The organism is Aeromonas enteropelogenes, assembly GCF_020097295.1.
Taxonomy (GTDB): Bacteria; Pseudomonadota; Gammaproteobacteria; order Enterobacterales; family Aeromonadaceae; genus Aeromonas; species Aeromonas enteropelogenes.
Window position 1 is genome coordinate 423,436 of the sequence record NZ_CP083625.1, and the last position, 26,515, is coordinate 449,950.

Consider the following 26,515-nt stretch of genomic DNA (forward strand, 5'->3'; position numbering starts at 1 on the left):
ATCCACATTGAGAAGCGGTAACAAGATGAAATACGCCAATATCACCGGTTGGGGCAAATGCTTGCCTCCCTCAGTGCTGACCAACGATGACCTCAGCACCATCATGGATACGTCGGATGAGTGGATCTATCCGCGTACCGGCATCAAGGCCCGCCGGATCTCCCACGTCAGCACCTCGGATCTCGCCACCCTGGCCGGTCGCCGCGCTCTCGCCTGCGCCGGTCTCGAGGCCAGCGATCTCGATGGCATCATCCTGGCTACCGCCACCCCGGACAACCTGCTGCCGAGCGCTGCTTCCGCGGTGCAGAAGAAGCTTGGCGCCACCAATGCCGCTGTGTTTGACCTCAACGCTGCCTGTACCGGTTTCGTCTACGCCCTCTCCGTCGCCACCTCGCTGGTGCAGACTGGCATGATGAAGAAGGTACTGGTGATCGGTGCCGAGCGTCTGACCTATCTGCTGGACTGGGCCCGCCGCGATACCGCCGTGCTGTTTGGCGATGGCGCCGGTGCCGTGATCATCGAAGCGAGCGAGCAGGAAAGCGGCCTCATCGCCAACAAGCTCGGCTGCGACAGCGAAGCGCGGGAGATCCTGCATGTACCGAATTTCGGCACAGATCGCGTACGTTTTGCCGACATTGACGGCCTGTTCACCTTCAATTTCGAAGGCCCCGAGATTTTCAAGCGCGCCGTCCGTGGCATGGGTGAGGCAACCGGCACTGTACTGGAACAGGCCGGCATTGCTCCCGAGCAGATCGATCTAATCGTGCCGCACCAGGCCAATATCCGCATCATCGAAACCCTGGCCAAGCGCATGAACGCGCCCATGGAAAAGGTGATGGTGAACATCGAAAACTACGGCAACACCTCCGCCGCCACCGTACCCATTGCCCTGTGCGAAGCGCTGGAACAAGGTCGCGTCAAGCCGAACTCCTATCTGCTGACCGCAGCCTTTGGCGCCGGCCTCACCTGGGGTGCTGCCATCATCAAGTGGGGCGATCGCATCACCCCCATCAGTCAGTGCGATGAAGAGCTGCCTGCGTGCGAGCAGAGCGCGCTGGAGCTGATCGCCCATGCCGTCGAAGGCTGCCAGCAGGCTCACGCCAGCAAAGCCTGACATGGTTCAAGGAGCCTGCCATGGCAGGCTCCTTATTTGTCTTTCTCTCCTTCGCTACCCCAGATTTCGCTATCTCGCTGATATCGGCGGAAATAACGCTCAGCATCAACTCCCCTTATCAAGGCCCTACCTCTTTTTCGGCAAGCAATACTGACTTGCAACCAACTATTTTTTTTACGCTACCCTTACTGAGCCAATAGTAAATATAACCAGGCCCTGGGTTGCCAATCTGGATGGCACAACCCGACGGCCAAGCTGATGACTAGCACAGGGATAAGTTGCGTATGGCACAACACAAAAGTGGCGTGATCAACCCGCTATGGGATCCGGTTTGCTGGCTGAGCTGCATCGGGCTGGGATTGCTCGGTTGCCTGCTGCTTCTGTCCGGATCTTCTTCTTTGCTTTACCTGTTATTGAACGGCGCCTTGGCCATTGGTGCCGCACTCTGGACTTCCCATCGCGTCAATCAGGCCCGCCACATTCACGCCTCAACCAACGAGCAGGACGCTACCCCAGCTTCCTTCGCCAATGCCATCATCGGGCTGGAAGAGGTCTGCCAAAAGGCGGTCCCCATCTGGTCACAACAGATAGAGAGCTCCCGGCAGCAAACTGAAGAAGCGATGATCGAGCTGACCCAGCGCTTCAGCGGGCTCGCCAACAAGCTGGAAGAAGCGGTCAACGCCTCCCATCAGGCTGCAGGCGATCTGGGTGGCACCGAATCAAAAGGGATGGCCGCCGTGTTGAGCGAGAGTCAGCTCCAGCTCAATGAGGTACTCAGCCTGATGCATTCGGCCCAGGAAAACCGTGATGCCATGTTGGCAGAAATAAAGAGCCTGACCGCCTATACCCTGGAGCTCAACACCATGGCGCTGGATGTCGCCAAGATTGCCTCCCAGACCAACCTGCTGGCCCTCAATGCTGCGATTGAAGCGGCGCGGGCAGGTGAAGCAGGACGAGGATTTGCCGTAGTTGCCGATGAGGTGCGCAACCTCTCCCGACTCTCCAGTGAAACCGCCCAGAAGATGAGCGACAAGGTCGATACCATCAACACCGGGATTGGCCGCGTCTCAGAAATTGCCGAAAGCTCCGCCGCCCGGGATCACGTCTCGGTCGCCAACTCGGAGCAGGCTATCGAACAGGTGCTGACCCGGTTTCGTCAGGCGACCGACAGCCTCGCCGAATCGGCTTCCCTGCTGCAAAGCGAAAGCACCGATATTCATCACGAAATTTCCAATGTCATCATTTCACTGCAGTTTCAGGACAGGGTCAGTCAGATCCTCAACCAGGTACGCAACAACATGGAGCATCTTTCAAGCCATCTGAACGACCCGGAACAACAAGTACGCACTTCCGGCCCGATCATGATCGACGCCGATAGCTGGCTGGCCGACATGGAGCTCACCTATGCCACGGATGAGCAGAGGGACATTCATCATGGTCGAACGACCAAGCCTACGGCCAGCAGTGCAGACATTACTTTTTTCTAGGAGAGAAACATGGGTAAAACGATCCTGATCGTGGATGACTCGGCCACCATTCGCCAGGTGGTTGGCATGACGCTGAAAACCGCAGGCTACGACGTACTCGAAGCGCAAGATGGCAAGGATGCCCTCAACAAACTCGACGGCAAGAAGATCAATCTCATCATCAGCGACGTCAACATGCCCAATATGGATGGCATCAGTTTCGTCAAAGAGGCCAAGAAACTCTCCAGCTACAAGTTCACTCCCGTCATCATGCTGACTACCGAATCGCAGGACAGCAAGAAGCAGGAGGGACAGGCCGCCGGCGCCAAGGCCTGGGTCGTCAAACCTTTCCAGCCGGAACAGATGCTTGCCGCCGTCGCCAAGCTCATCATGCCGTAACCTGGAGTCAGCCATGGAATTGCAGCGCGAACTGCAAGGTGACAAGACTGTGCTCACCCTGCCTGACGACGTCACTATCTACACGGTAGCCGAACTAAAAGAGGCGCTCTCTCCCCTGTTGCACCAGGGACAAGAGCTGGAACTCAATCTGGCCAATGTGACTGAAATCGACAGTGCCGGGCTACAGCTATTGCTGGCAGCCAAAAAGACTGCCTTGGCCAATGGCTATCCGCTGCACCTGGTCTGGCACAGCCATGCGGTGCTCGAACTGCTGGAACTGTGCCAATTGTCGGGATTTTTTGGGGATCCCACCCTGTTTCCCCATGCTGAACACCCCTGAATCGCCATGCCGAGGAGTCACCCGTGAGCATCAATCTTGACCAGGCCCTGCAGACCTATATTGCCGAGGCTCGCGAATTGCTTGAAGAAATGGAGTCCTCTCTGCTCTTGCTGGAGGAAAATCCTGACGACAACGAGCTCATCGGCGCCATATTCCGGGCGGCTCACACCATCAAGGGCTCCGCGGGCCTGTTTGGTCTGCTTCCGATCGTGGGGTTTACCCATATTGTCGAGGATCTGCTGGATCAGATCCGCAACCAGCAATTATCGGTGACCTCAGCGCTTATCAAGGATCTGCTGGAGAGCTGCGACCACATTCAATTGCTGATAGAAGTGGTGGCTGAGCAGGGAGATAGCCTGACCGCCGACGTCCTCGCCCGGGATGACAAGCTGCGCCTGGCCCTTATTCGGCACCAGAATGCCCAGGAAGCCCAGTTGCCCGACACGATAATGCCTTCGCCCCCTCCCATCGAAAAAGAGGAAGTGCCGCTGTCCAGCGGTTCCCTTTGGCATATATCTCTGCGTTTTGGGCCTGATGTGTTGCGCAACGGCATGGATCCCGCCGCATTTCTGCGCTATCTCGGCACATTGGGTACCATACGCTCGCTGGAAACCATCCATCAGGCCATACCGGATTGGGAGGAGTTCGATCCGGAAAGCTGCTACCTCGGCTTCGAGGTCGATTTCGATTCCCAGGCAGACAAGGCTGCGATCAGCGATGTCTTTGAATTCGTCAGAGATGATTGCCAGATCGCCATCTTGCCGCCTCACAGCAAGATCAGCGAATACATAGACCTTATCAATGCCCTGCCGGAAGATAGCGAAATGCTGGGGCAACTCCTGGTCAAGACCGGCGCGCTAACCGCAGAAGAACTGCGCCACGGACTCCAGCTACAACATTCGGCCACAGAGCACCCTGCCTCAAAACTGGGAGAGATCCTCATCTCTCAGGGCTCCGTCGATGAAGTCGTGGTCGATGCAGCCCTGAAAAAGCAGCACCAGACCAAGGAGAATAAAAGCAAGGAAGGACGCTATGTCAGAGTCCATGCCGACAAGCTGGATGACCTGATCAATCTGGTAGGTGAACTGGTGGTAGCCAGCTCGGGCGCCAATATGCTGGCCCAGCGCAGTAGAGAGAGCCAGCTACAGGAAGCGACGTCCGTCATCGCCAACCTGGTGGAAGAGATAAGGGACAATGCCTTGCGCCTTCGAATGGTGCCCATCGGTGATACCTTCAACCGCTTTCAGCGGGTGGTGCGTGATGTCAGCCAGGAGCTCAACAAGGATATCGCCCTGGTGATCTCGGGTGCCGATACCGAACTGGACAAGTCGGTGGTGGAAAAAATTGGCGATCCACTGATGCATCTGGTCAGAAACTCGATGGATCATGGCATCGAACCTGCAGAACAAAGGCAGCTTGCCGGCAAACCGGCAAAAGGAACCCTGACTCTCAACGCCTACCATGACTCCAGTAGCATAGTGATTGAAATCAAGGATGACGGAGCCGGCCTAAACAAGACCAGGATCCTGCAAAAAGCGCAGGAACGAGGCTTGATTGGCGCTGGCACCACACTCACCGATCAGGAGATCTACAACCTCATCTTTGAGCCTGGATTTTCCACAGCAGAAGCCATTACCAACCTCTCTGGACGTGGCGTCGGCATGGATGTGGTCAAGAGCAACATCACAGCCCTGCGCGGAACCGTGGATTTGGACAGCATTCCGGGCCAGGGCACCCGGGTACAGATAAGACTGCCCCTCACGCTCGCCATCATCGACGGCTTTCTGGTCAAGGTGTGTGATACCTATTACGTCATCCCTCTGGATATGGTGATCGAGTGCGTAGAACTGACCGCCAGTGCCTTGGCCGATACCCAGGGGCGAAATTTCATCAACTTGCGAGGAGAAGTCCTCCCCTTTATCCGTCTGCAACACTATTTCGACACTCGGGGCAGCAAGGGGAGCCGTGAGAATATCGTGGTTGTCAGCCACGGCGGCAAAAAATCGGGACTGGTCGTCGACGAGCTGCTGGGTGAATTCCAGACCGTTATCAAACCCCTTGGCAAATTATTCCAGCGTCTGCAAGGGATCAGCGGCTCCACCATTCTGGGAGGGGGCGAAGTCGCCCTCATCCTTGATATTCCCTCGTTGATCCAGCACGCCATCCATCAGGAGTCTGGCCTTATCAACAGGCAGACCCTGACACGGCTGCAACATCAACCGCGCATCAATTGAGGAAAACACTGTGAAGCACACTTTCAACATCCTCACTATTCCTCCCGTTCAGTACACGGCTTGTATGCAGGTTGATAGCGTCATCGCCCATGTCCTTCGGCACATATTGGCACAGGAGGCCTGGCCACAAGCCAGCCAACCACGCCAGGGGGTGCAGTCAGATGCCACCTGCAGCACACCGCCGAAGCATTCCTCATCTTTTTTCAACCGGAGGCTGATATGACCCCATCGACCGAAGTGGCCGTGGTTGCCCCCCCGCCACATCCCACAATGACGCCCAGTACCTGACTTTTCTCATCAACGGAGAGATGTTTGCCATCAATATCCTGGGAGTCAAAGAGATCATCGAATACGGGAACATCACCTCCATACCCATGATGCCAAGCTTCATTCGCGGTGTGATCAATCTACGCGGCGCCGTGGTTTCAGTCGTTGATCTCAACGCCCGCTTTGGCAACGTGCCCTCCAACATCACCCGGCGTACCTGCATCGTCATCATTGAAGGCCTACACCATCATGACGATACACAAAGTAGCCAGGATATCGGTGTGGTCGTGGATTCAGTCTCCGAAGTCCTCAGCATTTCACCCAGTGAAATCGAACCGCCCCCCAGCTTTGGTGCCCGGATCAGGGCTGACTTCATCAGCGGCATGGGCAAGGTCAACGGCAAATTCGTCATCCTCATCGATACGGAAAAAGTCCTGTCACTTGAGGAGATGGCACAGCTCAGTGAACTGGCACAGCAACCGGAAAAATTACCGGAATACATACAGGCATCCTGATTACTCACGCTCAATACGCATTGGCATGTCGCACAAGGATAAGGCTCATGACTCAATCACTGTTTGAAAAGCTCTTCGGCAATGGTTCCAGCTACAACCAGCAGCAAGAGCAGCTAACCAAGCTTGCTGAGGAAACTCGGCGCATCCATCACGCCATCACCCTCGAGCAAACAGCTGGCCAGATAGATCTGTCTACCCTCACCGGCCCGCTACGGGACCTCTGCCACGAGTTCAATGAAACCCTCAACCTGCTGCAAACCCGCTTGCGGAATGCATTGGACACTATCGAGAGCAACCAGACCCAGTACCGGGAGAATCTGCGGGTGCGCAAGGCGCTGGACGGCGCATCGACCAACGTGATGATTGCCGACACCGACCTCAACATCATCTATATGAACGAGGCGGTCACCACCATGCTCGGCCAGGCGGAGCAAGATATTCGCAAGGAACTGCCCAATCTGGACGTTAAAAACCTGATGGGCAAGAACATCGACAACTTCCACAAGAATCCGAGCCATCAGCGGGCCATGCTGCAAAAGCTCGATACAACCTATCGCACCCAGATAACCATTGGCGGCAGAACCTTTTCGCTGATTGCCAACCCCGTATTTGGTGACAATGGCGAGCGGCTGGGGTCAGTCGTGGAATGGGCTGATCGCACCAAAGAGATCGCCATCGAAAATGAGGTCAAGGCCGCCAATGAAGCCGCCAAAATCGCGGCTAATGAAAGCCTCAGGGTCAAGAGAGCACTCGATTGTGCCAGCACCAACGTCATGATCGCCGATACCAACCTCGACATCATCTATATGAACGACTCCGTCACCGAGATGCTCAAGCTGGCCGAGCCGGACATCAAGAAAGATCTCAACAACTTCAATACTGCGAATCTGATGGGGGCCAATATTGACAGCTTCCATAAGAATCCGGGGCACCAGCGGACCATGCTGGCCAAGCTCAACAGTACCTACCGCACCCAAATACAGCTTGGTGGACGTACCTTTGCGCTGATCGCCAACCCGGTATTCAGTGACAGTGGCGAACGGCTGGGGTCGGTGGTCGAGTGGGCAGATCGCACCAAAGAGGTTGCCATCGAGCACGAAATGTCGGAAATAGTGCAATCCGTGATCAATGGCGAGTTGCACCGCCGCATGGATCTCGCCGGCAAATCCGGCTTCTTCCATAATCTGGGCGAAGGCATCAACCAGATTGCCAACGTGATCGATACCAGCCTCAATGACGTGATCCGGATCGTGCAGTGTCTGGCCAAGGGAGACCTGACCCAGAAGATAGAGACAGACTACCCGGGAGTCTTTGGTACCACCAAGGATGCCCTCAACAAGACCATCGATTCCCTGACCAATATAGTAACCGAGGTCCGCGGCGCTTCCGACAATCTGTCGAGTGCCGCCGAACAGGTGAGTGCGACCGCCCAGTCCATCAGCCAGTCCAGCAGTGAACAGGCCTCAAGCATGGAGGAGACCAGCGCATCCATCGAACAGATGAGCGCCAGCATCAACCAGAATACCGATAACGCCCAGGTGACAGACGGCATGGCCAGCAAGGCAGCCAAGGAAGCTGTCGAAGGCGGTGAGGCCGTCCAACTGACCGTCGATGCCATGAAACAGATCGCCAAACGGATTGGCATCATCGACGACATCGCCTACCAGACCAATCTGCTGGCCCTCAATGCGGCTATCGAAGCGGCGCGAGCGGGGGATCATGGCAAGGGGTTTGCTGTCGTCGCAGCCGAGGTGCGCAAACTGGCGGAGCGCAGCCAGGTAGCGGCGCAGGAGATAGGCGAGCTGGCCTCCAGCAGCGTGGAAATGGCGGAAAAGGCCGGCCGGCTACTCGATCAGATGGTTCCCTCCATCAACAAGACATCCGATCTGGTGCAGGAGATCAGTGCAGCCTCTGCCGAGCAATCAACCGGTGTCAGCCAGATCAACCAGGCAATGAGCCAGCTCAGCCAGGTCACCCAGCAAAATGCCTCCTGCAGCGAAGAGCTGGCCGCCACGGCAGAAGAGATGAGCAGCCAGGCAGAGCAACTGCAGCTTGTCATGGAATTCTTCACTCTCGAACAGAGCCACAGGAGCAATGGTCACAACGCCGCACAACCCCAGAACAGTACCAAGGGGCGCTTTGTTCTGGAGGGGAATGGCCGTGAGCAGCCCGGTCTTCCGCCACGACCATTCAACGAGGGAGACTTTGTCCGTTTCTAGTGTGCCGGGGCCTGGGCAACCAGGCCGCTTTGCCGAGCCGGGAGCATAGCCTTGTACCAGACTCAACTTCATGACGACGAATTTGGCCAGTTCCAGCGCTGGTTACATCAGGCCGCAGGTATCGACCTGTCACCGGCCAAGAAAGCACTGGTCGCCAGCCGGCTTTCCAAACGCCTGCACCATTACGAACTGGACAGTTATGGTGACTATTTTCGCCTGATCATGAGCGACCATCATCAGGAGTTGCAGCTGGCGCTGGATCTGCTGACAACCAATGAAACCTACTTCTTCAGGGAGTCCAAACACTTCGACTTTCTCTGCAATACAGTACTGCCGCTCGTGCCAAAGGAGCGGACATTGCGGATATGGAGTGCAGCCAGTTCATCCGGGGAGGAACCTTACAGTCTGGCGATGACCCTGGCGGAAAAGCACGGCGGCTTCAACTGGGAAATCATGGCCTCGGACATCTCGTCACGCATGCTGGAACAGGCCAGGCTGGGACGCTACCCCATAGAGCGGGCGCACAATATCCCCATGTCATACCTGATGAAATACTGCCTGAAGGGCATAGGGCAACAGGAAGGCAGTTTCATCATCGACCGCAAGCTGCAGGAGCGAGTGAGGTTTTTGCACATCAACCTCATCCAGGAGCTGCCCGACATCGGCATGTTCGATGTCATATTCATCCGCAACGTAATGATTTACTTCAACAAGGAGACCAAGGCCGAGGTCGTGCAACGGCTGGTACCCAGACTCAGGACCGGGGGTTACCTGCTTGTCAGCCATGCCGAAAGCCTCAACGGATTGCCTCATGGTCTGCATCTGGTTTCCCCTTCCATCTACCAAAAGCGGTGATGATGATGCAACGCGAGATCATGCTGCACCCCGGAGAGTTTTTCTTCGGCCAGGAGGACGCCGTGATCAAAACCCATCTGGGGTCCTGTGTCGCCATCACCATGTGGCACCCACAACATAAATCGGGAGGGATGTGTCACTACATGCTGCCGACCCGGGGAGTCAAAACCACTACCCTGGATGGCCGTTATGGCGACGAAGCGATCACCTTGTTTCTCGAGGCTATCCGGCAATATCCGTCTCCGATCCAGGAGTATGAAGTAAAGCTTTTTGGTGGCGGACACATGTTTGACATAACGACCCCTGCCGGAGACTACCCCAATGTGGCCGACCAAAATATCCAGGCCGCATGGCAGTTGACCCGGCATCTGGGCCTCACCATAAAAGCGCATCATCTGGGCCTCTCTGGCCACCGAAGCCTCATCTTCGAGCTCAACAACGGCCATGTTTGGGTGCGTCATCATCGTCTGCCACATCATCGAGGGACGGGGGAATGAAACAGATAAGAGTCATGCTGGTGGATGATTCCGCCGTGGTTAGACAGGTGTTGCAAGGGGTGCTGGAACAGGAACCCGACATCAAGGTGATCGCGACCGCCTCCGATCCGTTGTTTGCACTGGAGAAACTGAAGAAGGAGTGGCCGGATGTCATCGTGCTGGATGTGGAGATGCCACGGATGGATGGCATCACTTTTCTCACCAAAATAATGGCCGAGCACCCCACCCCGGTAGTCATCTGCTCATCTTTGACCGAGAAGGGAGCCGAAACCACCTTGCAAGCCATGGCAGCCGGCGCTGCAGACATCATCACCAAACCGACCATGGGCATCAAAAGCTTTCTGCAGGAGTCAGCCCACGATCTGGCCATGGCAGTACGAGCGGCCTCCCAAGCCAACCTCAAGCGACTCGGCAAGCCGGCCCCCTTGCAAGTTGCCACCAAAATCCATGCCGACGCCATACTGGCGCCGACGCGAGATGCCATGGCGCAGACCACAGAGCGACTCATCGCCATCGGTACCTCCACCGGCGGTACCCAGGCGCTGGAGGCTGTGCTGACGGCCCTTCCCCGGGTCAGCCCCGGGATCGTCATCGTGCAGCATATGCCGGAGAAATTTACGGCATCATTTGCCGCTCGCCTTAACGGGTTATGCCAAATCGAGGTACGGGAGGCGAAAAACAATGACAGGGTCATCCCGGGACTCGCGCTGATCGCCCCCGGCGGCAAGCACATGCTGCTAAAGCGAAGCGGTGCCTACTACCATGTGGAGGTGGTCGACGGTCCCCTGATCAACCGACATCGCCCTTCGGTGGATGTGCTGTTTCGCTCCGTGGCCAAATACGCAGGCAAAAACGCGACCGGCATCATCATGACCGGCATGGGAGATGATGGCGCCAGAGGGCTCAGGGAGATGCTGGATGCCGGTGCCAATACCTATGCCCAGGATGAGGCCTCCTGTGTGGTGTTTGGCATGCCAAAGGAGGCGATCAAGCTCGGTGCCGCACGCCACATACTCCCGCTCGACGAGATGCATCACGCCATTCTCGGTAGATAGCCACTCTGCTGGCCAGCCATAAAAAAATCCGGCTCCCCTGGGAGAGCCGGATTGGTCAGCCAGACCGGGCAAGCCCGGTCAGCACTGCGTCTTAATCTGCAGCAGGCGCTTCGGCAGCGACCGGAGCGGCATCGGCAGCCGGAGCAGCGGCTTCGGTCGGGGCGTTCGCTTCCTTGATGGAGAGACGTACGCGGCCCTGACGGTCCACTTCCAGTACCTTCACCTTCACCACGTCACCGATCTTCAGGTAGTCGGCCACGTTCTGCACGCGTGCATCGGTGATCTGGGAGATGTGTACCAGACCGTCTTTGCCCGGCAGGATGTTGACGAAGGCGCCGAAGTCGGCCAGACGTACCACCTTGCCTTCGTAGATGCGGTTCACTTCGATCTCGGCGGTGATGGCCTCGATGCGGCGGATCGCTTCCTTGGCGGCGTCACCGTCAACGGCGGCGATGCGGACGGTACCGTCATCATCCAGCTCGATGTTGGTGCCGGTCTCTTCGGTCAGGGCGCGGATCACGGAACCACCCTTGCCGATGACGTCCTTGATCTTCTCTGGGTTGATCTTGATGGTGTGGATGCGCGGGGCGAAATCGGAGATCTCGGCACGCGGAGCCTGGATGGCTTCGTCCATCACTTTCAGGATGTGCAGGCGAGCACCACGAGCTTGCTTCAGGGCAATCTCCATGATCTCTTTGGTGATGCCTTCGATCTTGATGTCCATCTGCAGGGCGGTCACACCTTCGGTGGTACCGGCAACCTTGAAGTCCATGTCGCCCAGGTGATCTTCGTCACCCAGGATGTCGGACAGCACGACGAAACCTTCTTCTTCCTTCACCAGACCCATGGCGATACCGGCGACGGAGGCCTTGATCGGCACACCGGCATCCATCAGCGCCAGGGAGGAACCACAGACGGAGGCCATGGAGGAGGAGCCGTTGGATTCGGTGATTTCAGAAACCACGCGCACCACGTACGGGAACTCGTCGGCGCTAGGCATCACGGCAGCAACGCCGCGCTTGGCCAGACGACCGTGACCGATTTCACGACGCTTGGGGCTACCCATCATGCCGGTCTCACCGACGCAGTATGGCGGGAAGTTGTAGTGCAGCATGAAGCGATCGGCGCGGTTGCCGGTCAGCTCGTCGATGTTCTGGGCGTCACGCTCGGTACCCAGGGTCGCAACGACCATGGCCTGGGTTTCACCGCGGGTGAACAGGGCGGAGCCGTGGGCACGCGGCAGTACGCCGGTGGCGACGGACAGGGCGCGGATCATCTCAGGATCGCGACCATCGATACGCGGCTCGCCACGGACGACGCGACCACGGACGATGCGGCTTTCCAGGCTGTGGAACTCTTCGCCGATCTTCTTGGCATCTTCTTCCACGCCGGAAGCGATCACTTGCTCAACCACGCGAGCCTTGATGGCACCGATGGTTTCGTAACGCACGGCCTTCTCGGTGATGCGGTAGGCTTCACCCAGCTCGGCAGTGGCCAGCTCGGCAACCTTGGCTTTCAGCGCTTCGTTGACGGCAGGCGCAGTCCAGTTCCACGGCTTGGTGCCGACGTCGGCAGCGAATTCGTTGATGGCGTTGATAACGGCCTGCATCTGCTCGTGACCGAACACCACGGCACCCAGCATCACCTCTTCGGAGAGGATGGCCGCTTCGGATTCCACCATCAGCACGGCGTTGGCGGTACCGGCAACCACCAGATCCAGATCGCTCTGGGGCAGTTCGGTGGTGGTCGGGTTCAGCACGTACTGACCGTTCATGTAACCCACGCGGGCTGCACCGATCGGGCCGCCGAACGGGATGCCGGAAATGGCCAGTGCCGCGGAGGCACCGATCATGGCAACGATGTCGGGAGAGACGGCCGGGTTCACGGACATGACGGTGGCAACCACCTGAACCTCATTGAGGAAGCCTTCCGGGAACAGCGGACGAATAGGACGGTCGATCAGACGGGAGATCAGGGTCTCGCCTTCGCTCGGACGGCCTTCACGACGGAAGAAGCCACCCGGGATGCGACCAGCAGCATAGGTACGCTCCTGGTAGTTGACGGTCAGCGGGAAGAAATCACGGCCGTGATCGGCCTCTTTCTTGCCAACAACGGTCACGAAGACGCAGGTATCGTCCATGCTGACCATCACGGCCGCAGTGGCTTGACGGGCCATCACACCGGTTTCCAGTGTGACGGTGTGTTGACCGTACTGGAATGACTTTACAATAGGATTCACGTGAATTTCCTTTTTACAATTTGGCTCTTTAAATTCGCGCACAAGTATACTTGATTCGATGCAAAAGGTAAGCGGTGACACAAATTCTGTGAGGCAGGCAACGCGCTGATAGGGAATAAAAAAAGGGGAACCTGACGGTTCCCCTTTTTCGCGAAATCTGATGGTCGATTAACGACGCAGACCCAGCTTGGCGATCAGAGCAGCGTAACGCTGAACGTCTTTACGCTTCAGGTAGTCCAGCAGCTTACGACGCTGGGAAACCATGCGCAGCAGACCGCGACGACCGTGGTGATCCTTGGAGTGCTCCTTGAAGTGACCTTGCAGATGGTTGATCTGGGCAGTCAGCAGGGCAACTTGCACTTCGGGGGAACCGGTGTCGTTGGCGCCACGAGCGTGCTCGGCAACGATTTGAGCTTTGATCTCAGCATTTAGAGACATGGTATTACTCCAGTAGAGTGTTTAAAGGTTCACAGCCAATCTCTAATTCAGCCGTGAAATGAGGGCGGTATCATAATCGCCCCCGCCCCTTTTCGCAATGATAAAGACGCGCAACGGGCAAGAGCACGGATACCGCCTGAGGATCACTCCTCGTCGTGATAACGGACCAGGCGCTTGGGGGCAACCCGACCATCATCATCAATTTCGCCGACACCGATGAACTCGCGCTCGGGGCCGACCGTCATGCGAACCTGACCGCTGGTTGGGGCACCTGGCACCTGAACTGCCTGACCCTGGTTCACATAGGCCGCCACTACGGCCAACATGTTCACCTCGGGCAGAGACGCCACGGCGGTGTCCATCGGCAGCAACAGGGGATCCAGCTGCTCGCGCGGCGGAATGCTTTCGGCCTTGGCCTGCTCGAAGATGCACTCAAGCTGCTCCAGGGTCAGCATCCGATCGTACGGATAGCTGGCCACCTGGGTGCGGCGCAGCTGGGTGACATGAGCGCCACAACCCAGCACTTCCCCCAGATCATCGACCAGAGAGCGGATGTAGGTGCCTTTGCTGCAGTGCACTTCCAGTTTGACCTCGTCCCCTTCGAAGCTGATGAGCTTGAGCTCGAAAATCGTGATGGGGCGGGCTTCCCGCTCAATTTCGATCCCCTCGCGGGCATACTCGTAGAGCGGACGGCCATTATGCTTGAGGGCGGAGTACATGGACGGCACCTGCATGATGGGGCCGCGGAACTGGTCCAGCGCCTCAATCAGGGTACCCACGGCCACGTTCACCGGACGGGTGGCAACCACCTCGCCATCGGAGTCGCTGGTGTTGGTGCGCTCGCCCAGCTTGGCAGTCACCTCGTAGCGCTTGTCCGCATCCAGCAGATACTGGGAGAACTTGGTGGCCTCGCCCAGGCAAATCGGCAACATGCCGGTCGCCAGGGGATCCAGGGCGCCGGTGTGGCCGGCCTTGGCGGCGTTGTAGATCCGCTTTACCTTCTGCAACACATCGTTGGAGGTCAGGCCGGTCGGCTTGTCCAGCAACAGAATGCCGTGCACATCACGGCCCTTGAAACGACGTCTTCGGGTCATCTCAGGCTTTATCCTCAGTCGTGTCATCCGGAGCGGCCACGTCATCCTCACGACCTGACTCGGCCATGCGACGCTTGTCTTCACGGATGGTATTGGTCACCAGGTTGGAGAGACGCATCCCCTCGACCAGGGTCTGGTCGTAGAAGAAACGCAGCTCGGGCACCACACGCAGGCGCATGGCGCTGCCCAGCAGGCTGCGGATGTAACCGGCCGCTTCAGTCAGCGCCTTGAGCCCTTCCTTGATGCGCTCGGCGTCATTCTCCAGCTGCAAGAAGGTGACATAAACCTTGGCGTAGTTGAGGTCACGGGACACTTCCACGTCGGAAACGGTCACCATGCCGATGCGCGGGTCTTTCACCTCACGCTGCAGGATCAGCGCGATTTCACGCTGGATCTGCTGCCCGACCCGACGGGTCCGGCTGAATTCTCTGGCCATAATCTATCCTGCGATAAAAGGGGGCCGCGGCCCCCTATTTTGTCTGACTCTCGGCTTACAGAGTACGCTGAATTTCAACGGTCTCGTAAACTTCGATCTGGTCGCCTTCGCGTACGTCGTTGTAGTTCTTGACCGCGATACCACACTCGTAACCGTTGCGAACCTCGTTGACGTCATCCTTGAAGCGACGCAGGGATTCCAGCTCGCCTTCATAGATAACCACGTTGTCACGCAGAACACGGATACGGTTGGAGCGCTTGACCACACCTTCGGTGACCATACAGCCGGCAACGGCGCCAAACTTCGGTGAGCGGAAGACGCTGCGCACTTCGGCCAGACCGATGATCTCCTGCTTGTACTCCGGCGCCAGCATGCCGCTCATGGCCTGCTTCACTTCGTCGATCAGGTCATAGATGACGGAGTAGTAGCGCAGATCCAGGCTCTCGGCCTCGATGACCTTGCGCGCAGAGGCGTCGGCACGGACGTTGAAGCCCACCAGGATGGCGCTGGAAGCGGCAGCCAGGGTCGCATCGGTCTCGGTGATACCACCCACACCGGAACCCACGATCTTCACCTTCACTTCGTCGGTGGAGAGCTTGACCAGAGCGTCGCAGATCGCTTCCACGGAACCCTGTACGTCGGCCTTGATCACCACGTTCACTTCGGACACTTCGCCCTCGGTCATGTTGGCGAACATGTTCTCCAGCTTGGCCTTCTGCTGGCGAGCCAGCTTGACTTCGCGGAACTTGCCCTGACGATAGAGAGCCACTTCACGGGCCTTCTTCTCGTCACGCACCACGGTCGCTTCATCACCGGCAGAGGGAACACCGGACAGACCGAGGATTTCCACTGGCAGGGACGGACCGGCCTCTTTGATCTCGCGACCCAGTTCGTCACGCATGGCGCGCACACGACCGTATTCGAGACCGCACAGCACGATGTCACCCTGGCGCAGGGTACCTTCCTGTACCAGTACGGTAGCAACCGGACCACGACCCTTGTCGAGGAAGGATTCGATGACTACACCGTTGGCCATACCGTCAACCACGGCTTTCAGCTCCAGTACTTCGGCCTGGATCAGGATGGCTTCCAGCAGATCGTCGATACCTTCGCCGGACTTGGCGGAGACGTGCACGAACTGGCAATCGCCACCCCAGTCTTCGGACATGACGTCGTAACGGGCCAGCTCGGTCTTGACGCGATCCGGATCCGCTTCCGGCTTGTCAATCTTGTTGACCGCAACAACCAGCGGCACACCGGCCGCCTTGGCGTGCTGGATAGCTTCGATAGTTTGCGGCATCACGCCGTCATCGGCAGCCACGACCAGCACCACGATGTCAGTCGCCTTGGCACCACGAGCACGCATGGAGGTAAACGCTGCGTGACCTGGAGTATCCAGGAAGGTGATCATGCCGCTTTCGGTCTTAACGTGGTAAGCACCGATGTGCTGGGTAATGCCACCGGCTTCGCCTGCGGCAACCTTGGCCTTACGGATGTAGTCCAGCAGCGAGGTCTTGCCGTGGTCAACGTGACCCATGATGGTCACAACCGGCGCGCGCGGCTTGGCTTCGGAGGTCTCGTCACGATCGGACAGTACTGCCTCTTCCAGCTCGTTCTCGCGGCGCAGCACCACCTTGTGGCCCATCTCCTCGGCGACCAGCTGAGCAGTCTCCTGGTCGATAACCTGGTTGATGGTAGCCATGGCGCCCATCTTCATCATCACCTTGATGACTTCGACACCCTTGACCGCCATCTTGTTGGCCAGCTCGGCCACAGTGATGGTCTCGCCAATCACCACGTCGCGGTTAACCGCGGCAGCCGGCTTGTTGAAGCCGTGCTTCATGGCATTCGGGGTAGCAACCTTGCCACGCTTGCCTTTACGAGCGCGCGGATCGCGGGAGTTGCGGTCATTGCGATCGTCGTCGCGGCGACCGGCCTTCTTCGGCCCCTTGGCGGCAGCGGCGGTACGGCGGCTGGTCTCTTCCTTGCGATCCAGCTCATCTTCTGCAGCCTGGGCATGCTTGGAGGTGGTCACGTGATAATCGCTGCTCTCTTTGGCGCGGGCGGCGTCTTCTTCAGCCCAGCGGGCTGCATTCTGTTCTGCCATGAGACGAGCCTCTTCGGCTTTCTTCGCGGCGAGTTCTTCAGCTTTTTGCAAAGCTGTTTGTTCCTGTTGGCGCTTCAGTTCTTCTGCTTCGCGCTTGGCCATCTTTTCTGCCTCTTGCTGAGCTGTGCTACTGGCTGCTTTGGCGGGCTGTTGAGCCTGTCGAGCCTTTTGTTGTGCCTCGATCCGCGCCTTTTCCTCAGCTTCACGACGAGCCTGCTCAGCCTCACGGAGAGCCTTCTCTTCAGCGTCGAGACGAGCCTTCTCTTCGGCTTCGCGACGAGCTTTTTCTTCTGCTTCCAAACGCGCTTTTTCCTCGGCTTCCGCCTGACGCTGTTCATCTTCCAGCGCCGAGCGTCTTACATAGGTGCGAGACTTGCGTACTTCTACCTGCACTTCCTTGTTCTTGCCGCCAGTCCCCTGAACACTGATGGTGCTCTTGGTCTTGCGCTGCAAGGTCATGCGGGCAGGAGCAGTGACCTCGTCACCTCCATGCTGTTTCTTCAGGTGTGCCAGCAGGGTCTGCTTCTCAGACTCGCTAACCATGTCGTCGGCCTTGCTCTTGCTGATACCGGCATCGACAAACTGCTGGAGAAGACGATCAACCGGTGTGTCGATGTCAGTGGCAAGTTGTTTGACTGATACTTCTGCCATTCATTTTCCTCCGTTTGATCTTACTCGGACTGCTCTTCCCCGAACCAACAGATGTTGCGAGCAGCCATAATGAGCTCACCGGCCTTCTCGGCAGTCAGCCCTTCGATATCGGCAAGGTCATCAATGCCTTGCTCTGCCAAATCTTCCAGGGTACCGATGCCACGGCCCGCCAGTGCGTAAGCCATTTCACGGCTCAGACCGTTCAGATTGAGCAGCTCTTCTGACGGCTCGACGCCATCGAAAGATTCTTCTTTGGCCAGGGCCTTGGTAGTCAGGGCATCCTTGGCGCGCTTGCGCAGCTCTTCGACCATGTCTTCATCCAGACCGTCGATGGCCAGCAGCTCGTTGACCGGTACGAAGGCGATCTCTTCCAGAGTGGAGAAGCCCTCTTCCATCAGCAGGCTGGCGAAATCGTCATCGATGTCCAGAGTACTGGTGAACAGGTTCATGATGCGGTCGTTCTCGGCCTGGTGCTTGGCACGCATGTCTTCAACGGTCATCACATTCAGCTCCCAACCGGTCAGCTGGGATGCCAGACGCACGTTCTGACCGTTACGGCCGATGGCCTGGGCCAGGTTGGCCGCTTCCACTGCGATATCCATGGTGTGGTTGTCTTCATCGACGATGATGGAGGCCACATCGGCGGGCGCCATGGCATTGATCACGTACTGGGCCGGGTTGTCATCATACAGCACGATGTCGGCACGCTCACCGCTCAGCTCGGCGGAGACGGCCTGAACGCGGGCACCGCGCATGCCGATGCAGGCACCGATCGGGTCGATGCGACGATCGTTGGTCTTCACCGCGATCTTGGCGCGGGAACCCGGATCACGGGCGGCGCCCATGATTTCGATCATCTCTTCACCGATCTCCGGCACTTCGATGCGGAACAGCTCTTTCAGGAAGTCCGGGCTGGAGCGGCTGACAAACAGCTGGGAGCCACGGGCTTCCGGACGCACTGCGTAGAGCAGACCACGGACGCGGTCACCAGGACGGAAAGTTTCGCGCGGCAGCATGTCGTCGCGGAAGATCACGGCTTCTGCATTGCTGCCCAGATCCAGGATCACGTTGTCGCGGTTGCTCTTCTTGACCACGCCGCTGATGATGGTGCCTTCTTTGTCCTTGAACTGGTCAACGACTTGTGAACGCTCGGCTTCGCGCACTTTCTGCACGATGACCTGCTTGGCAGTCTGGGTGGTGATGCGGTCGAAGGTCACGGAGTCGATCTGATCTTCAACATATTCACCGATCTGGATGTCCGGCTGTTCGATCTGCGCCGCTTCCAGAGTGATTTCAGCGTAGGGGTTTTCCATGGCGGCCTGATCCGCGATGACTACCCAGCGGCGGAAGGTATCGTAATCGCCGGTCTTGCGATCGATCTCGACACGAACCTCAATCTCGCCTTCATATTTTTTCTTGGTCGCAGTCGCCAAGGCAGTTTCCAACGCCTGGAAGATCTTTTCGCGGGGTACCGCTTTCTCGTTGGATACTGCGTCAACGACCAGCAAAATCTCTTTATTCATATCCGATAGCCTCGTTAACCAAAGTTCGGCACTATGTTCGCTTTTTGGATATTGGTGAAAGCCAACACTTCGTCCTTACCATCTACCGTCAGGGTGATCATGTCGCCCTGTACGGCTTTGATTACGCCTTTGAACTTGCGGCGGTTGTTTGTTGCCATCCGAAGCGTTACCGCCGCCTCTTGGCCAACGTATTTTTCGAACTGGGCAACCTTGAACAGCGGGCGATCCAGACCCGGGGAAGATACCTCGAGGTAATACTCCTCGGTGATGGGATCTTCGACATCCATGATGGCGCCAACCTGATGGCTGACCTCAGCACAGTTCTCGACGGTCACGCCCTGCTCGCCATCAATGTAGACGCGCAGGGTGGAGTGTTTACCCGCACGGATAAACTCGATACCCCAAAGTTCAAAGCCCAAGGCAACGACCGGCGCCTCGAGCATATCGGTCAAACGTTGTTCCAACGTAGCCAAAGTCACCCTCCGAAAAACAAAAAAAGGGCATAAAGCCCAGATAGAGATCCATTCAGAGTAAATTGCACATAACAAAAAGCCCCGATATCAAATCGGGGCTTGGCGCTTTACCCTGATTGTCGCCTCGCAGCGACCGCCTTCCTGAGCGTAGGAAATGCGTGAAATTTGGTTGCGGGGGCCGGATTTGAACCGACGACCTTCGGGTTATGAGCCCGACGAGCTACCATGCTGCTCCACCCCGCGTCCGAAATCGTGCGAGATTATAGCCATATCACTCCGATGAAACAAGACTGACTGGCTATAACACACCCAGTTACCCGGGCTTACTGCTTAATTGGTGCCGTGGGCGGGACTCGAACCCGCACACCCTAGAGCACTACCCCCTCAAGATAGCGTGTCTACCAATTCCACCACCACGGCAAAACTCTTACTCGGGAACGTCAGTATCTTTCTTCACTGGCGCTTTGTTCTGCTCAACCTGTTGGGTCTGTTGCAGATTTTCCCATTCGCTACCCTGTTTTACCTTGTGAGTGGACATGGATCCAAGCACCAGGCTAATTACGAAGAACAGAGTAGCCAAAATCGCTGTTGTTCGGGTCAGGAAGTTGCCTGAACCACTGGAGCCAAACACTGTGTTTGATGCCCCTGCGCCGAAGGAGGCGCCCATGTCAGCCCCTTTACCTTGCTGAATCATCACCAGACCAATCAGAGCCAGTGACACCAGCAGATAAACGACCAAAAGAATCTCGTACATTTAACTTGCACCCTTTGCCGCTTCAACAATTCCTAAAAACGCATCGCTATCGAGACTTGCACCACCAATAAGACCACCGTCTACATCGTGCTGGGCAAACAAATCTCTCGCATTGGCTGGCGTCACGCTCCCACCATAGATGATTCTAACTTTCTCACCTATTACCGGAGTATCCTCCGCCAAGCGACCACGTATAAAGGAATGAACCTCTTGTGCCTGCTCGGGTGTGGCGCATTTACCTGTACCTACAGCCCAAATCGGCTCGTAGGCGATGATAGCATTATCGAAAGCCATCGCGCCATTTTTCTCTATGACGATGTCCAGCTCTTCCGCGATGACCTCAAAGGTTCTTCTCGCCTGCCTTGCTGCACCCGACTCACCCAAACAGAGGATTGGAACAAGCCCTGCCGCTCTGGCAGCCGCAAACTTCTCTGCGACGATAAAACTGGTTTCTCCAAAGAGACGCCTGCGCTCGGAGTGCCCTACCAGTACGTAGCGACATCCTGCCTCAACCAGCATCTGACACGAAACTTCTCCCGTGTAAGCGCCTGCTGTGTGCTGACTCACATTCTGAGCCCCCAACTTTATCGCCACCTGCTCACCGAGCAGTGATGCGGCAAAGTCGAGATGCACATGGGACGGACAGAAAACAACATCTACATCATCACCAACACCCTTCAGGCATTGACTTGTAAACTGCTCTAACTGCGACCTACTACCGTGTAACTTCCAGTTGGCTGCTACAAACGGCTTGCGATGTCCCATCGGCAACTCCCTTGCGAAAGCGGGGCTGATAATATCCAGAGGATTGTCAGCTGACAAGTGCTATTTTCAATTTTTTGAATCGATTGAACAAGATACAACCAGGGCGACTAAAAAGTCGCCCTGAATGCTCATTAAAGCGCCGATTCAACCTGCTTGGCAATACGCTGTGCCATGTCATGAACCTGCTGTTCATGCTCACCTTCCACCATCACCCGGATCAAGGGCTCGGTGCCGGATTTGCGCAGCAGCACGCGGCCACGACCGGCCAGCTCCTGCTCCACCTTTGCCACCTCCTGCTTGACCGCATCGGCAGAGAGCGGATCCTTGCCCTCGGCAAAGCGAACATTCACCAGCACCTGCGGGAACTTGTTCATCCCTGAGCGCAACTTGGCCAGCGGCATCTCGGCGCTGCGCATGGCGGTGAGTACCTGCAGGGCGGCAACAATGCCATCCCCGGTGGTGGTCTGGTCCAGGCAGATGATGTGACCGGAATTTTCGCCACCGATCCGCCACCCCTTCTCTTCCATCATCTCGAGAACGTAACGGTCACCCACCTTGGCACGGGCAAACGGGATGCCAAGCGTCTGCAACGCCAGCTCCAGCCCCATGTTGGCCATCAGGGTTCCAACAACTCCGCCCTTGAGTCGACCGTTGCGCAGTGCATCACGCGCGATGATATAGAGAATTTCATCACCGTCGATGAGATAGCCGGTATGGTCAACCATGATCAGACGGTCGCCATCCCCATCAAATGCCACCCCGAGATCGGCCTTGCACTCCAGCACCTTGGCGACCAGCGCCTCAGGGGCGGTAGAACCGACACCGTCGTTAATATTGAGACCATCCGGCGCACACCCCATGGTGATCACTTCTGCTCCCAGTTCACGGAACACGGAAGGGGCGATGTGGTAGGTGGCACCGTGGCCGCAATCAACCACCATTTTCAGCCCTTCCAGGTTCATATGAGAGGGGAAGGTGCTCTTGCAAAACTCGATATAACGGCCAGCGGCATCATCGATGCGAACAGCCTTGCCCAGCTCGGCAGAGTCAACGCACTTGAGCTCATGATCCAACTCGGCCTCGATGGCCATCTCGACCTCGTCGGGCAACTTGGTGCCATCGGCAGAGAAGAACTTGATGCCATTGTCATAGAAGGGATTGTGTGAGGCACTGATGACGATACCGGCTTCAGCACGGAAGGTACGGGTCAAATAGGCCACAGCCGGCGTGGGCATGGGGCCCATCAGAATGGCCTTGAGGCCTGCGGCAGAGAGGCCTGCCTCCAGGGCCGACTCCAGCATGTAGCCTGAGATGCGGGTATCCTTGCCGATCAGCACCTTGCGGGTACCCTTCTTGGAGAGCACCTTGCCCGCAGCCCAACCCAGCTTCATTACGAAATCCGGAGTGATCGGGTACTCACCCACCTTGCCGCGTACCCCATCGGTACCGAAATACTTTCTTGCCATTGTCTGTTCTCGTTTTTTTATTTGGATATGAAATCTTGTCCCGTCATGACCATCCAGCCGGTGCGCAGAGCATCCATGGTCGCTCGCACGTCGTGCACCCGGATGATCCGGGCACCACGCTGCATCCCGATAAGGGCACAGGCCAGGCTGCCGGCCAGCCGTTCATCAACCGGGCGACCGAGCAGGTTGCCTATCATAGACTTTCGCGACATCCCGACCAAGAGCGGCAGCTGGTAATCGAGCAATGACTCCTGCTGTGCCAGCAGCTGATAGTTGTGCGCAAGGGTCTTGCCAAAACCGTAGCCAGGGTCCAGCAGCAGCTGTTCACGAGCGATGCCAGCCGTCAAACAGGCGGCGATCCGCTCGTCAAAGAAGGCCCTCACATCCCCTAACAGATCGTCGTAATGGGGCTCGGCCTGCATGGTTCTCGGTTGCCCCTGCATGTGCATCAGACACACAGGGACGTCAGCAGCGGCGGCCGCAGCCAGTGCCCCTGGTTCGAGCAGGGCTCGTACGTCGTTGATAAGATGGGCCCCCGCCGCGCAGCCCTCCCGCATGACCGCCGCCTTGGATGTGTCGAGGGAGATCATCACGTCCAGCTCGCGCACCAATCGCTCGACGATGGGGATAACCCTATCCAGCTCTTCCTGTTCGCTTACATCAGGGGCACCTGGCCGGGTCGATTCACCACCGATATCGATCAGGGTCGCGCCGTCGGCCACCATCTGGCGAGCGTGGGTCATCGCGCGCTCAAGCTGGGTGAAATTGCCACCATCGGAGAAGGAGTCCGGCGTCACATTGAGGATCCCCATGACATGAGGACGATCGAGGGAGAGGCTGAGCCCCTTGCTGATTAACTGCATCTTCATTTCCGTCTGGATAAAGAAAAACCCCGGGCAAGCCCGGGGTTTGGAAAGTTACGATTATTTAGCCGGGAGATCGTTGGCCTTGTCGATATCGACATCCGCCACCGGTTCCGTCGCGGCTGCAGCCGGTTTGGGCTCAGCAGCAACAGTCGAACCACCCTGCGGTGTATCACCGTGCTCATCATGCCAGTTGCTGGGGGCACGGACTTCGCGACGGGCCATCAGATCGTCGATCTGCTTGGCGTCGATAGTTTCGTACTTCATCAGCGCATCTTTCATGCTGTGCAACACGTCCATGTTGTCCAGCAGGATCTGCTTGGCACGGTCGTAGTTGCGATCGATCACCTGCTTTACTTCGGCATCGATGATACGGGCCGTATCGTCGGACATATGCTTGGCCTTGGCCATGCTGCGACCGAGGAATACTTCACCATCCTCTTCCGCATAGAGCATGGGACCGAGACGCTCGGACATACCCCACTGGGTCACCATCTTGCGGGCGATGTCTGTGGCTCGCTCGATGTCGTTGGAGGCACCAGTCGATACCTTCTCGGCACCGTAAATCAGTTCTTCTGCCAGACGACCACCGTACAAACTGGAGATCATGGACTCCAGATGCTGCTTGGAGTGGCTCCAGCGATCCTGCTCCGGCAGATACATGGTCACACCCAGCGCACGACCACGGGGAATAATAGAGACCTTGTATACAGGGTCATGATCCGGGACCAGACGCCCGATGATGGCGTGACCCGCTTCGTGATAGGCGGTCATCTCCTTCTCGGACTCTTTCATCACCATGGAGCGACGTTCCGCCCCCATCATGATCTTGTCCTTCGCCTTCTCGAACTCGGCCATGGAGACCACGCGGCGGCTCTCACGAGCGGAGAACAGGGCCGCTTCGTTGACCAGGTTGGCCAAATCGGCACCGGAGAAACCGGGTGTACCACGGGCAATCAGGGCTGCGTTGACGTCATCGGCCAACGGCACCTTGCGCATGTGTACTTTCAGGATCTGTTCACGACCACGGACATCCGGCAGACCGACCACCACCTGGCGATCGAAACGACCAGGACGCAACAAGGCCGGATCCAGCACATCAGGACGGTTGGTGGCGGCGATGACGATAATGCCTTCATTACCTTCGAAACCATCCATTTCGACCAGCATTTGGTTCAGGGTCTGCTCACGTTCGTCGTGACCACCACCCAGACCGGCGCCACGCTGGCGGCCGACAGCATCGATCTCATCGATAAAGATGATGCAGGGAGAGGATTTCTTGGCCTGCTCGAACATGTCACGTACCCGGGAGGCGCCCACACCCACGAACATCTCGACGAAATCGGAACCGGAAATGGTAAAGAACGGCACCTTGGCTTCACCGGCAATGGCCTTGGCCAGCAAAGTCTTACCGGTACCGGGAGGACCTACCAGCAGTACGCCAGTCGGGATCTTGCCACCCAGTTTCTGGAATTTGCTCGGGTCGCGCAGGTAGTCGACCAGCTCCTTGACCTCTTCCTTGGCTTCATCGCAACCGGCGACGTCGGCGAAGGTGGTCTTGATCTGATCTTCACTCATAAGGCGAGCCTTGCTCTTGCCAAACGACATGGCACCTTTGCCACCGCCGCCCTGCATCTGACGCATAAAGAAGACCCAGACACCGATCAGCAGCAGCATCGGGAACCAGGAGATGAAGATGGAGGTCAGCAGAGACGGCTCTTCCGGCTTCTCGCCCATGACTTTTACGTTATGGTTGAGCATGTCGTTGAGCAGCTGGGGATCCGGCGCAGGAATGATGGTGGTGAAACGTTCACCAGTCCGTTTGACGCCGTTAATGACCTTGCCGTCCATCCGAACTTCACGGATCTGCTCTTGGGTCACCTCTTTAACGAAGCTGGAATAGTCCAGCTGGCGACTGGTGGTATCGCTGGGGCTGAAGCTATTGAACACCGACATCAACACGACGGCGATGACCAGCCACAGGATTAAGTTTTTCGCCATGTCACTCAAATCAGTAACCTCGCAGACTGACAGTTAACGATGAAGGTTAGGGTACTACAGTTTAAAACCGGTAGCCACAATGTAGACTTCCCGTGATCTGGCTCGGGATGAGTCTGGTTTGCGAATTTTGACAGTTGTGAAAAGTTGACGTATTTCATTGAGATAGGCGTCGAAACCCTCCCCTTGGAACACCTTCACCACAAAACTGCCATCGCTGCGCAATACCTGGTTGCACATGTCCAGTGCCAACTCGACCAGATACATGGCCCGGGCCTGATCCACCTGCTGGGTACCGCTCATATTGGGTGCCATATCAGACATCACGACATCTACCTTGTCGGGACCCACTCGCTCCAGCAAAGCGCCAAGCACAGTTTCCTCCCGAAAGTCCCCTTGCAGGAAATCGACACCGGCAATGGGATCCATAGGCAAAATGTCACAGGCGATGACACGACCCGACTCACCCACCTGTTCAACCGCGAACTGGGACCAGCCACCCGGAGCCGCCCCCAAATCCACCACTGTCATGCCATTCCTGAGCAAACGGTCTTTGCCCTGGATCTCGTCAATCTTGAAAACGGCACGGGAACGCAGCCCCATCTTCTGGGCTTTTTTGACGTATTGATCGTCGAAATGTTCTTTTAACCAGCGAGTTGAACTGGCGGAACGTTTTTTCTGGGTCATGATAATCGACTTTAAAAAACCACAAGGGTTATTAGTATTAAGGGCTAAGTGGGGGTAGAA

22 protein-coding genes, 2 tRNA genes and 1 pseudogene are annotated in these 26,515 nt (G+C 57.2%); 10 read left to right on the forward strand and 15 right to left on the reverse strand.

Features of this window, described 5'->3' with window-relative positions:
* Positions 1 to 25 precede the first annotated feature (25 nt).
* From LA321_RS01930 to LA321_RS01975, 10 genes and pseudogenes are all read left to right on the forward strand, one after another.
* On the forward strand, positions 26 to 1,114 hold the full coding sequence (locus LA321_RS01930; RefSeq protein ID WP_042073264.1) for a ketoacyl-ACP synthase III: 1,089 nt from the start codon (positions 26 to 28) through the stop codon (positions 1,112 to 1,114).
* 284 nt (positions 1,115 to 1,398) lie between these two features.
* A complete protein-coding gene (locus LA321_RS01935) occupies positions 1,399 to 2,601 on the forward strand; it encodes a methyl-accepting chemotaxis protein (RefSeq protein WP_042073268.1) in 1,203 nt (400 codons plus the stop codon).
* A 9-nt stretch (positions 2,602 to 2,610) separates the two neighbouring features.
* Entirely contained in the window at positions 2,611 to 2,979 is a 369-nt protein-coding gene (locus tag LA321_RS01940; protein ID WP_026455745.1) for a response regulator, read from the forward strand.
* A gap of 13 nt (positions 2,980 to 2,992) precedes the next feature.
* A complete protein-coding gene (locus LA321_RS01945; RefSeq protein WP_042028090.1) occupies positions 2,993 to 3,319 on the forward strand; it encodes an STAS domain-containing protein in 327 nt (108 codons plus the stop codon).
* A gap of 23 nt (positions 3,320 to 3,342) precedes the next feature.
* Entirely contained in the window at positions 3,343 to 5,553 is a 2,211-nt protein-coding gene (locus LA321_RS01950) for a chemotaxis protein CheA (protein ID WP_042073270.1), read from the forward strand.
* Between the two features lie 219 nt (positions 5,554 to 5,772).
* Positions 5,773 to 6,335: pseudogene (locus tag LA321_RS01955) on the forward strand (chemotaxis protein CheW).
* Positions 6,336 to 6,382: 47 nt separating this feature from the next.
* On the forward strand, positions 6,383 to 8,554 hold the full coding sequence (locus tag LA321_RS01960; protein ID WP_042073274.1) for a methyl-accepting chemotaxis protein: 2,172 nt from the start codon (positions 6,383 to 6,385) through the stop codon (positions 8,552 to 8,554).
* Positions 8,555 to 8,605: 51 nt separating this feature from the next.
* The gene (locus tag LA321_RS01965) at positions 8,606 to 9,409 is read left to right on the forward strand and encodes a CheR family methyltransferase (RefSeq protein ID WP_026455742.1); all 804 of its coding nucleotides are present in this window, start codon (positions 8,606 to 8,608) and stop codon (positions 9,407 to 9,409) included.
* A 5-nt stretch (positions 9,410 to 9,414) separates the two neighbouring features.
* The gene (cheD, locus tag LA321_RS01970; RefSeq protein ID WP_052445763.1) at positions 9,415 to 9,906 is read left to right on the forward strand and encodes a chemoreceptor glutamine deamidase CheD; all 492 of its coding nucleotides are present in this window, start codon (positions 9,415 to 9,417) and stop codon (positions 9,904 to 9,906) included.
* Positions 9,903 to 10,961: a protein-glutamate methylesterase/protein-glutamine glutaminase gene (locus LA321_RS01975; protein WP_042073275.1), complete on the forward strand. Its 1,059-nt coding sequence runs from the start codon at positions 9,903 to 9,905 to the stop codon at positions 10,959 to 10,961. The genes cheD and LA321_RS01975 overlap by 4 nt, the downstream gene beginning before the upstream one ends.
* A gap of 91 nt (positions 10,962 to 11,052) precedes the next feature.
* Here LA321_RS01975 and pnp read toward each other — a convergent pair whose 3' ends face one another.
* The 15 genes from pnp to rlmE form a co-directional block, all read right to left on the reverse strand.
* The gene (gene pnp, locus LA321_RS01980; protein WP_042073278.1) at positions 11,053 to 13,200 is read right to left on the reverse strand and encodes a polyribonucleotide nucleotidyltransferase; all 2,148 of its coding nucleotides are present in this window, start codon (positions 13,198 to 13,200) and stop codon (positions 11,053 to 11,055) included.
* Positions 13,201 to 13,368: 168 nt separating this feature from the next.
* Positions 13,369 to 13,638 (reverse strand): 30S ribosomal protein S15, encoded by a 270-nt coding sequence (gene rpsO / locus LA321_RS01985; RefSeq protein WP_026455738.1) that lies wholly within the window; start codon positions 13,636 to 13,638, stop codon positions 13,369 to 13,371.
* 143 nt (positions 13,639 to 13,781) lie between these two features.
* On the reverse strand, positions 13,782 to 14,732 hold the full coding sequence (gene truB, locus LA321_RS01990) for a tRNA pseudouridine(55) synthase TruB (RefSeq protein WP_026455737.1): 951 nt from the start codon (positions 14,730 to 14,732) through the stop codon (positions 13,782 to 13,784).
* A 1-nt stretch (position 14,733) separates the two neighbouring features.
* Positions 14,734 to 15,168 (reverse strand): 30S ribosome-binding factor RbfA, encoded by a 435-nt coding sequence (gene rbfA / locus LA321_RS01995; protein WP_042028100.1) that lies wholly within the window; start codon positions 15,166 to 15,168, stop codon positions 14,734 to 14,736.
* A gap of 55 nt (positions 15,169 to 15,223) precedes the next feature.
* Positions 15,224 to 17,926 (reverse strand): translation initiation factor IF-2, encoded by a 2,703-nt coding sequence (gene infB / locus LA321_RS02000; RefSeq protein ID WP_042073280.1) that lies wholly within the window; start codon positions 17,924 to 17,926, stop codon positions 15,224 to 15,226.
* A 20-nt stretch (positions 17,927 to 17,946) separates the two neighbouring features.
* Positions 17,947 to 19,449, reverse strand: a complete 1,503-nt coding sequence (gene nusA, locus LA321_RS02005; protein ID WP_026455734.1) for a transcription termination factor NusA — start codon at positions 19,447 to 19,449, stop codon at positions 17,947 to 17,949.
* 14 nt (positions 19,450 to 19,463) lie between these two features.
* A complete protein-coding gene (gene rimP, locus LA321_RS02010; RefSeq protein ID WP_026455733.1) occupies positions 19,464 to 19,922 on the reverse strand; it encodes a ribosome maturation factor RimP in 459 nt (152 codons plus the stop codon).
* A gap of 166 nt (positions 19,923 to 20,088) precedes the next feature.
* Positions 20,089 to 20,165: transfer RNA gene (locus LA321_RS02015), tRNA-Met, on the reverse strand.
* Between the two features lie 92 nt (positions 20,166 to 20,257).
* Positions 20,258 to 20,342: transfer RNA gene (locus LA321_RS02020), tRNA-Leu, on the reverse strand.
* A gap of 7 nt (positions 20,343 to 20,349) precedes the next feature.
* Complete coding sequence (gene secG, locus LA321_RS02025) at positions 20,350 to 20,676, reverse strand: preprotein translocase subunit SecG (RefSeq protein ID WP_026455732.1); 327 nt, start codon at positions 20,674 to 20,676, stop codon at positions 20,350 to 20,352.
* Complete coding sequence (gene tpiA, locus LA321_RS02030) at positions 20,677 to 21,441, reverse strand: triose-phosphate isomerase (RefSeq protein ID WP_042073281.1); 765 nt, start codon at positions 21,439 to 21,441, stop codon at positions 20,677 to 20,679.
* Positions 21,442 to 21,572: 131 nt separating this feature from the next.
* Positions 21,573 to 22,907, reverse strand: coding sequence for a phosphoglucosamine mutase (glmM, locus tag LA321_RS02035; RefSeq protein ID WP_026455730.1), 1,335 nt, complete (start codon positions 22,905 to 22,907; stop codon positions 21,573 to 21,575).
* Between the two features lie 17 nt (positions 22,908 to 22,924).
* Entirely contained in the window at positions 22,925 to 23,770 is an 846-nt protein-coding gene (gene folP / locus LA321_RS02040) for a dihydropteroate synthase (RefSeq protein ID WP_042073282.1), read from the reverse strand.
* Between the two features lie 60 nt (positions 23,771 to 23,830).
* Complete coding sequence (gene ftsH, locus LA321_RS02045; protein WP_026455728.1) at positions 23,831 to 25,780, reverse strand: ATP-dependent zinc metalloprotease FtsH; 1,950 nt, start codon at positions 25,778 to 25,780, stop codon at positions 23,831 to 23,833.
* 45 nt (positions 25,781 to 25,825) lie between these two features.
* On the reverse strand, positions 25,826 to 26,455 hold the full coding sequence (gene rlmE / locus LA321_RS02050; protein ID WP_026455727.1) for a 23S rRNA (uridine(2552)-2'-O)-methyltransferase RlmE: 630 nt from the start codon (positions 26,453 to 26,455) through the stop codon (positions 25,826 to 25,828).
* Between the last annotated feature and the right edge of the window lie 60 nt (positions 26,456 to 26,515).

What these genes read in the sequence shown, in the direction of transcription:
- LA321_RS01930 (WP_042073264.1), top strand. Translation starts at nt 26, where the DNA reads ATGAAATACGCCAATATCACCGGTTGGGGCAAATGCTTGCCTCCCTCA.
- LA321_RS01935 (WP_042073268.1), top strand. Translation starts at nt 1,399, where the DNA reads ATGGCACAACACAAAAGTGGCGTGATCAACCCGCTATGGGATCCGGTT.
- LA321_RS01940 (WP_026455745.1), top strand. Translation starts at nt 2,611, where the DNA reads ATGGGTAAAACGATCCTGATCGTGGATGACTCGGCCACCATTCGCCAG.
- LA321_RS01945 (WP_042028090.1), top strand. Translation starts at nt 2,993, where the DNA reads ATGGAATTGCAGCGCGAACTGCAAGGTGACAAGACTGTGCTCACCCTG.
- LA321_RS01960 (WP_042073274.1), top strand. Translation starts at nt 6,383, where the DNA reads ATGACTCAATCACTGTTTGAAAAGCTCTTCGGCAATGGTTCCAGCTAC.
- cheD (WP_052445763.1), top strand. Translation starts at nt 9,415, where the DNA reads ATGCAACGCGAGATCATGCTGCACCCCGGAGAGTTTTTCTTCGGCCAG.
- LA321_RS01975 (WP_042073275.1), top strand. Translation starts at nt 9,903, where the DNA reads ATGAAACAGATAAGAGTCATGCTGGTGGATGATTCCGCCGTGGTTAGA.
- rpsO (WP_026455738.1), bottom strand. Translation starts at nt 13,638, where the DNA reads ATGTCTCTAAATGCTGAGATCAAAGCTCAAATCGTTGCCGAGCACGCT.
- truB (WP_026455737.1), bottom strand. Translation starts at nt 14,732, where the DNA reads ATGACCCGAAGACGTCGTTTCAAGGGCCGTGATGTGCACGGCATTCTG.
- rbfA (WP_042028100.1), bottom strand. Translation starts at nt 15,168, where the DNA reads ATGGCCAGAGAATTCAGCCGGACCCGTCGGGTCGGGCAGCAGATCCAG.
- infB (WP_042073280.1), bottom strand. Translation starts at nt 17,926, where the DNA reads ATGGCAGAAGTATCAGTCAAACAACTTGCCACTGACATCGACACACCG.
- nusA (WP_026455734.1), bottom strand. Translation starts at nt 19,449, where the DNA reads ATGAATAAAGAGATTTTGCTGGTCGTTGACGCAGTATCCAACGAGAAA.
- secG (WP_026455732.1), bottom strand. Translation starts at nt 20,676, where the DNA reads ATGTACGAGATTCTTTTGGTCGTTTATCTGCTGGTGTCACTGGCTCTG.
- tpiA (WP_042073281.1), bottom strand. Translation starts at nt 21,441, where the DNA reads ATGGGACATCGCAAGCCGTTTGTAGCAGCCAACTGGAAGTTACACGGT.
- glmM (WP_026455730.1), bottom strand. Translation starts at nt 22,907, where the DNA reads ATGGCAAGAAAGTATTTCGGTACCGATGGGGTACGCGGCAAGGTGGGT.
- folP (WP_042073282.1), bottom strand. Translation starts at nt 23,770, where the DNA reads ATGCAGTTAATCAGCAAGGGGCTCAGCCTCTCCCTCGATCGTCCTCAT.
- rlmE (WP_026455727.1), bottom strand. Translation starts at nt 26,455, where the DNA reads ATGACCCAGAAAAAACGTTCCGCCAGTTCAACTCGCTGGTTAAAAGAA.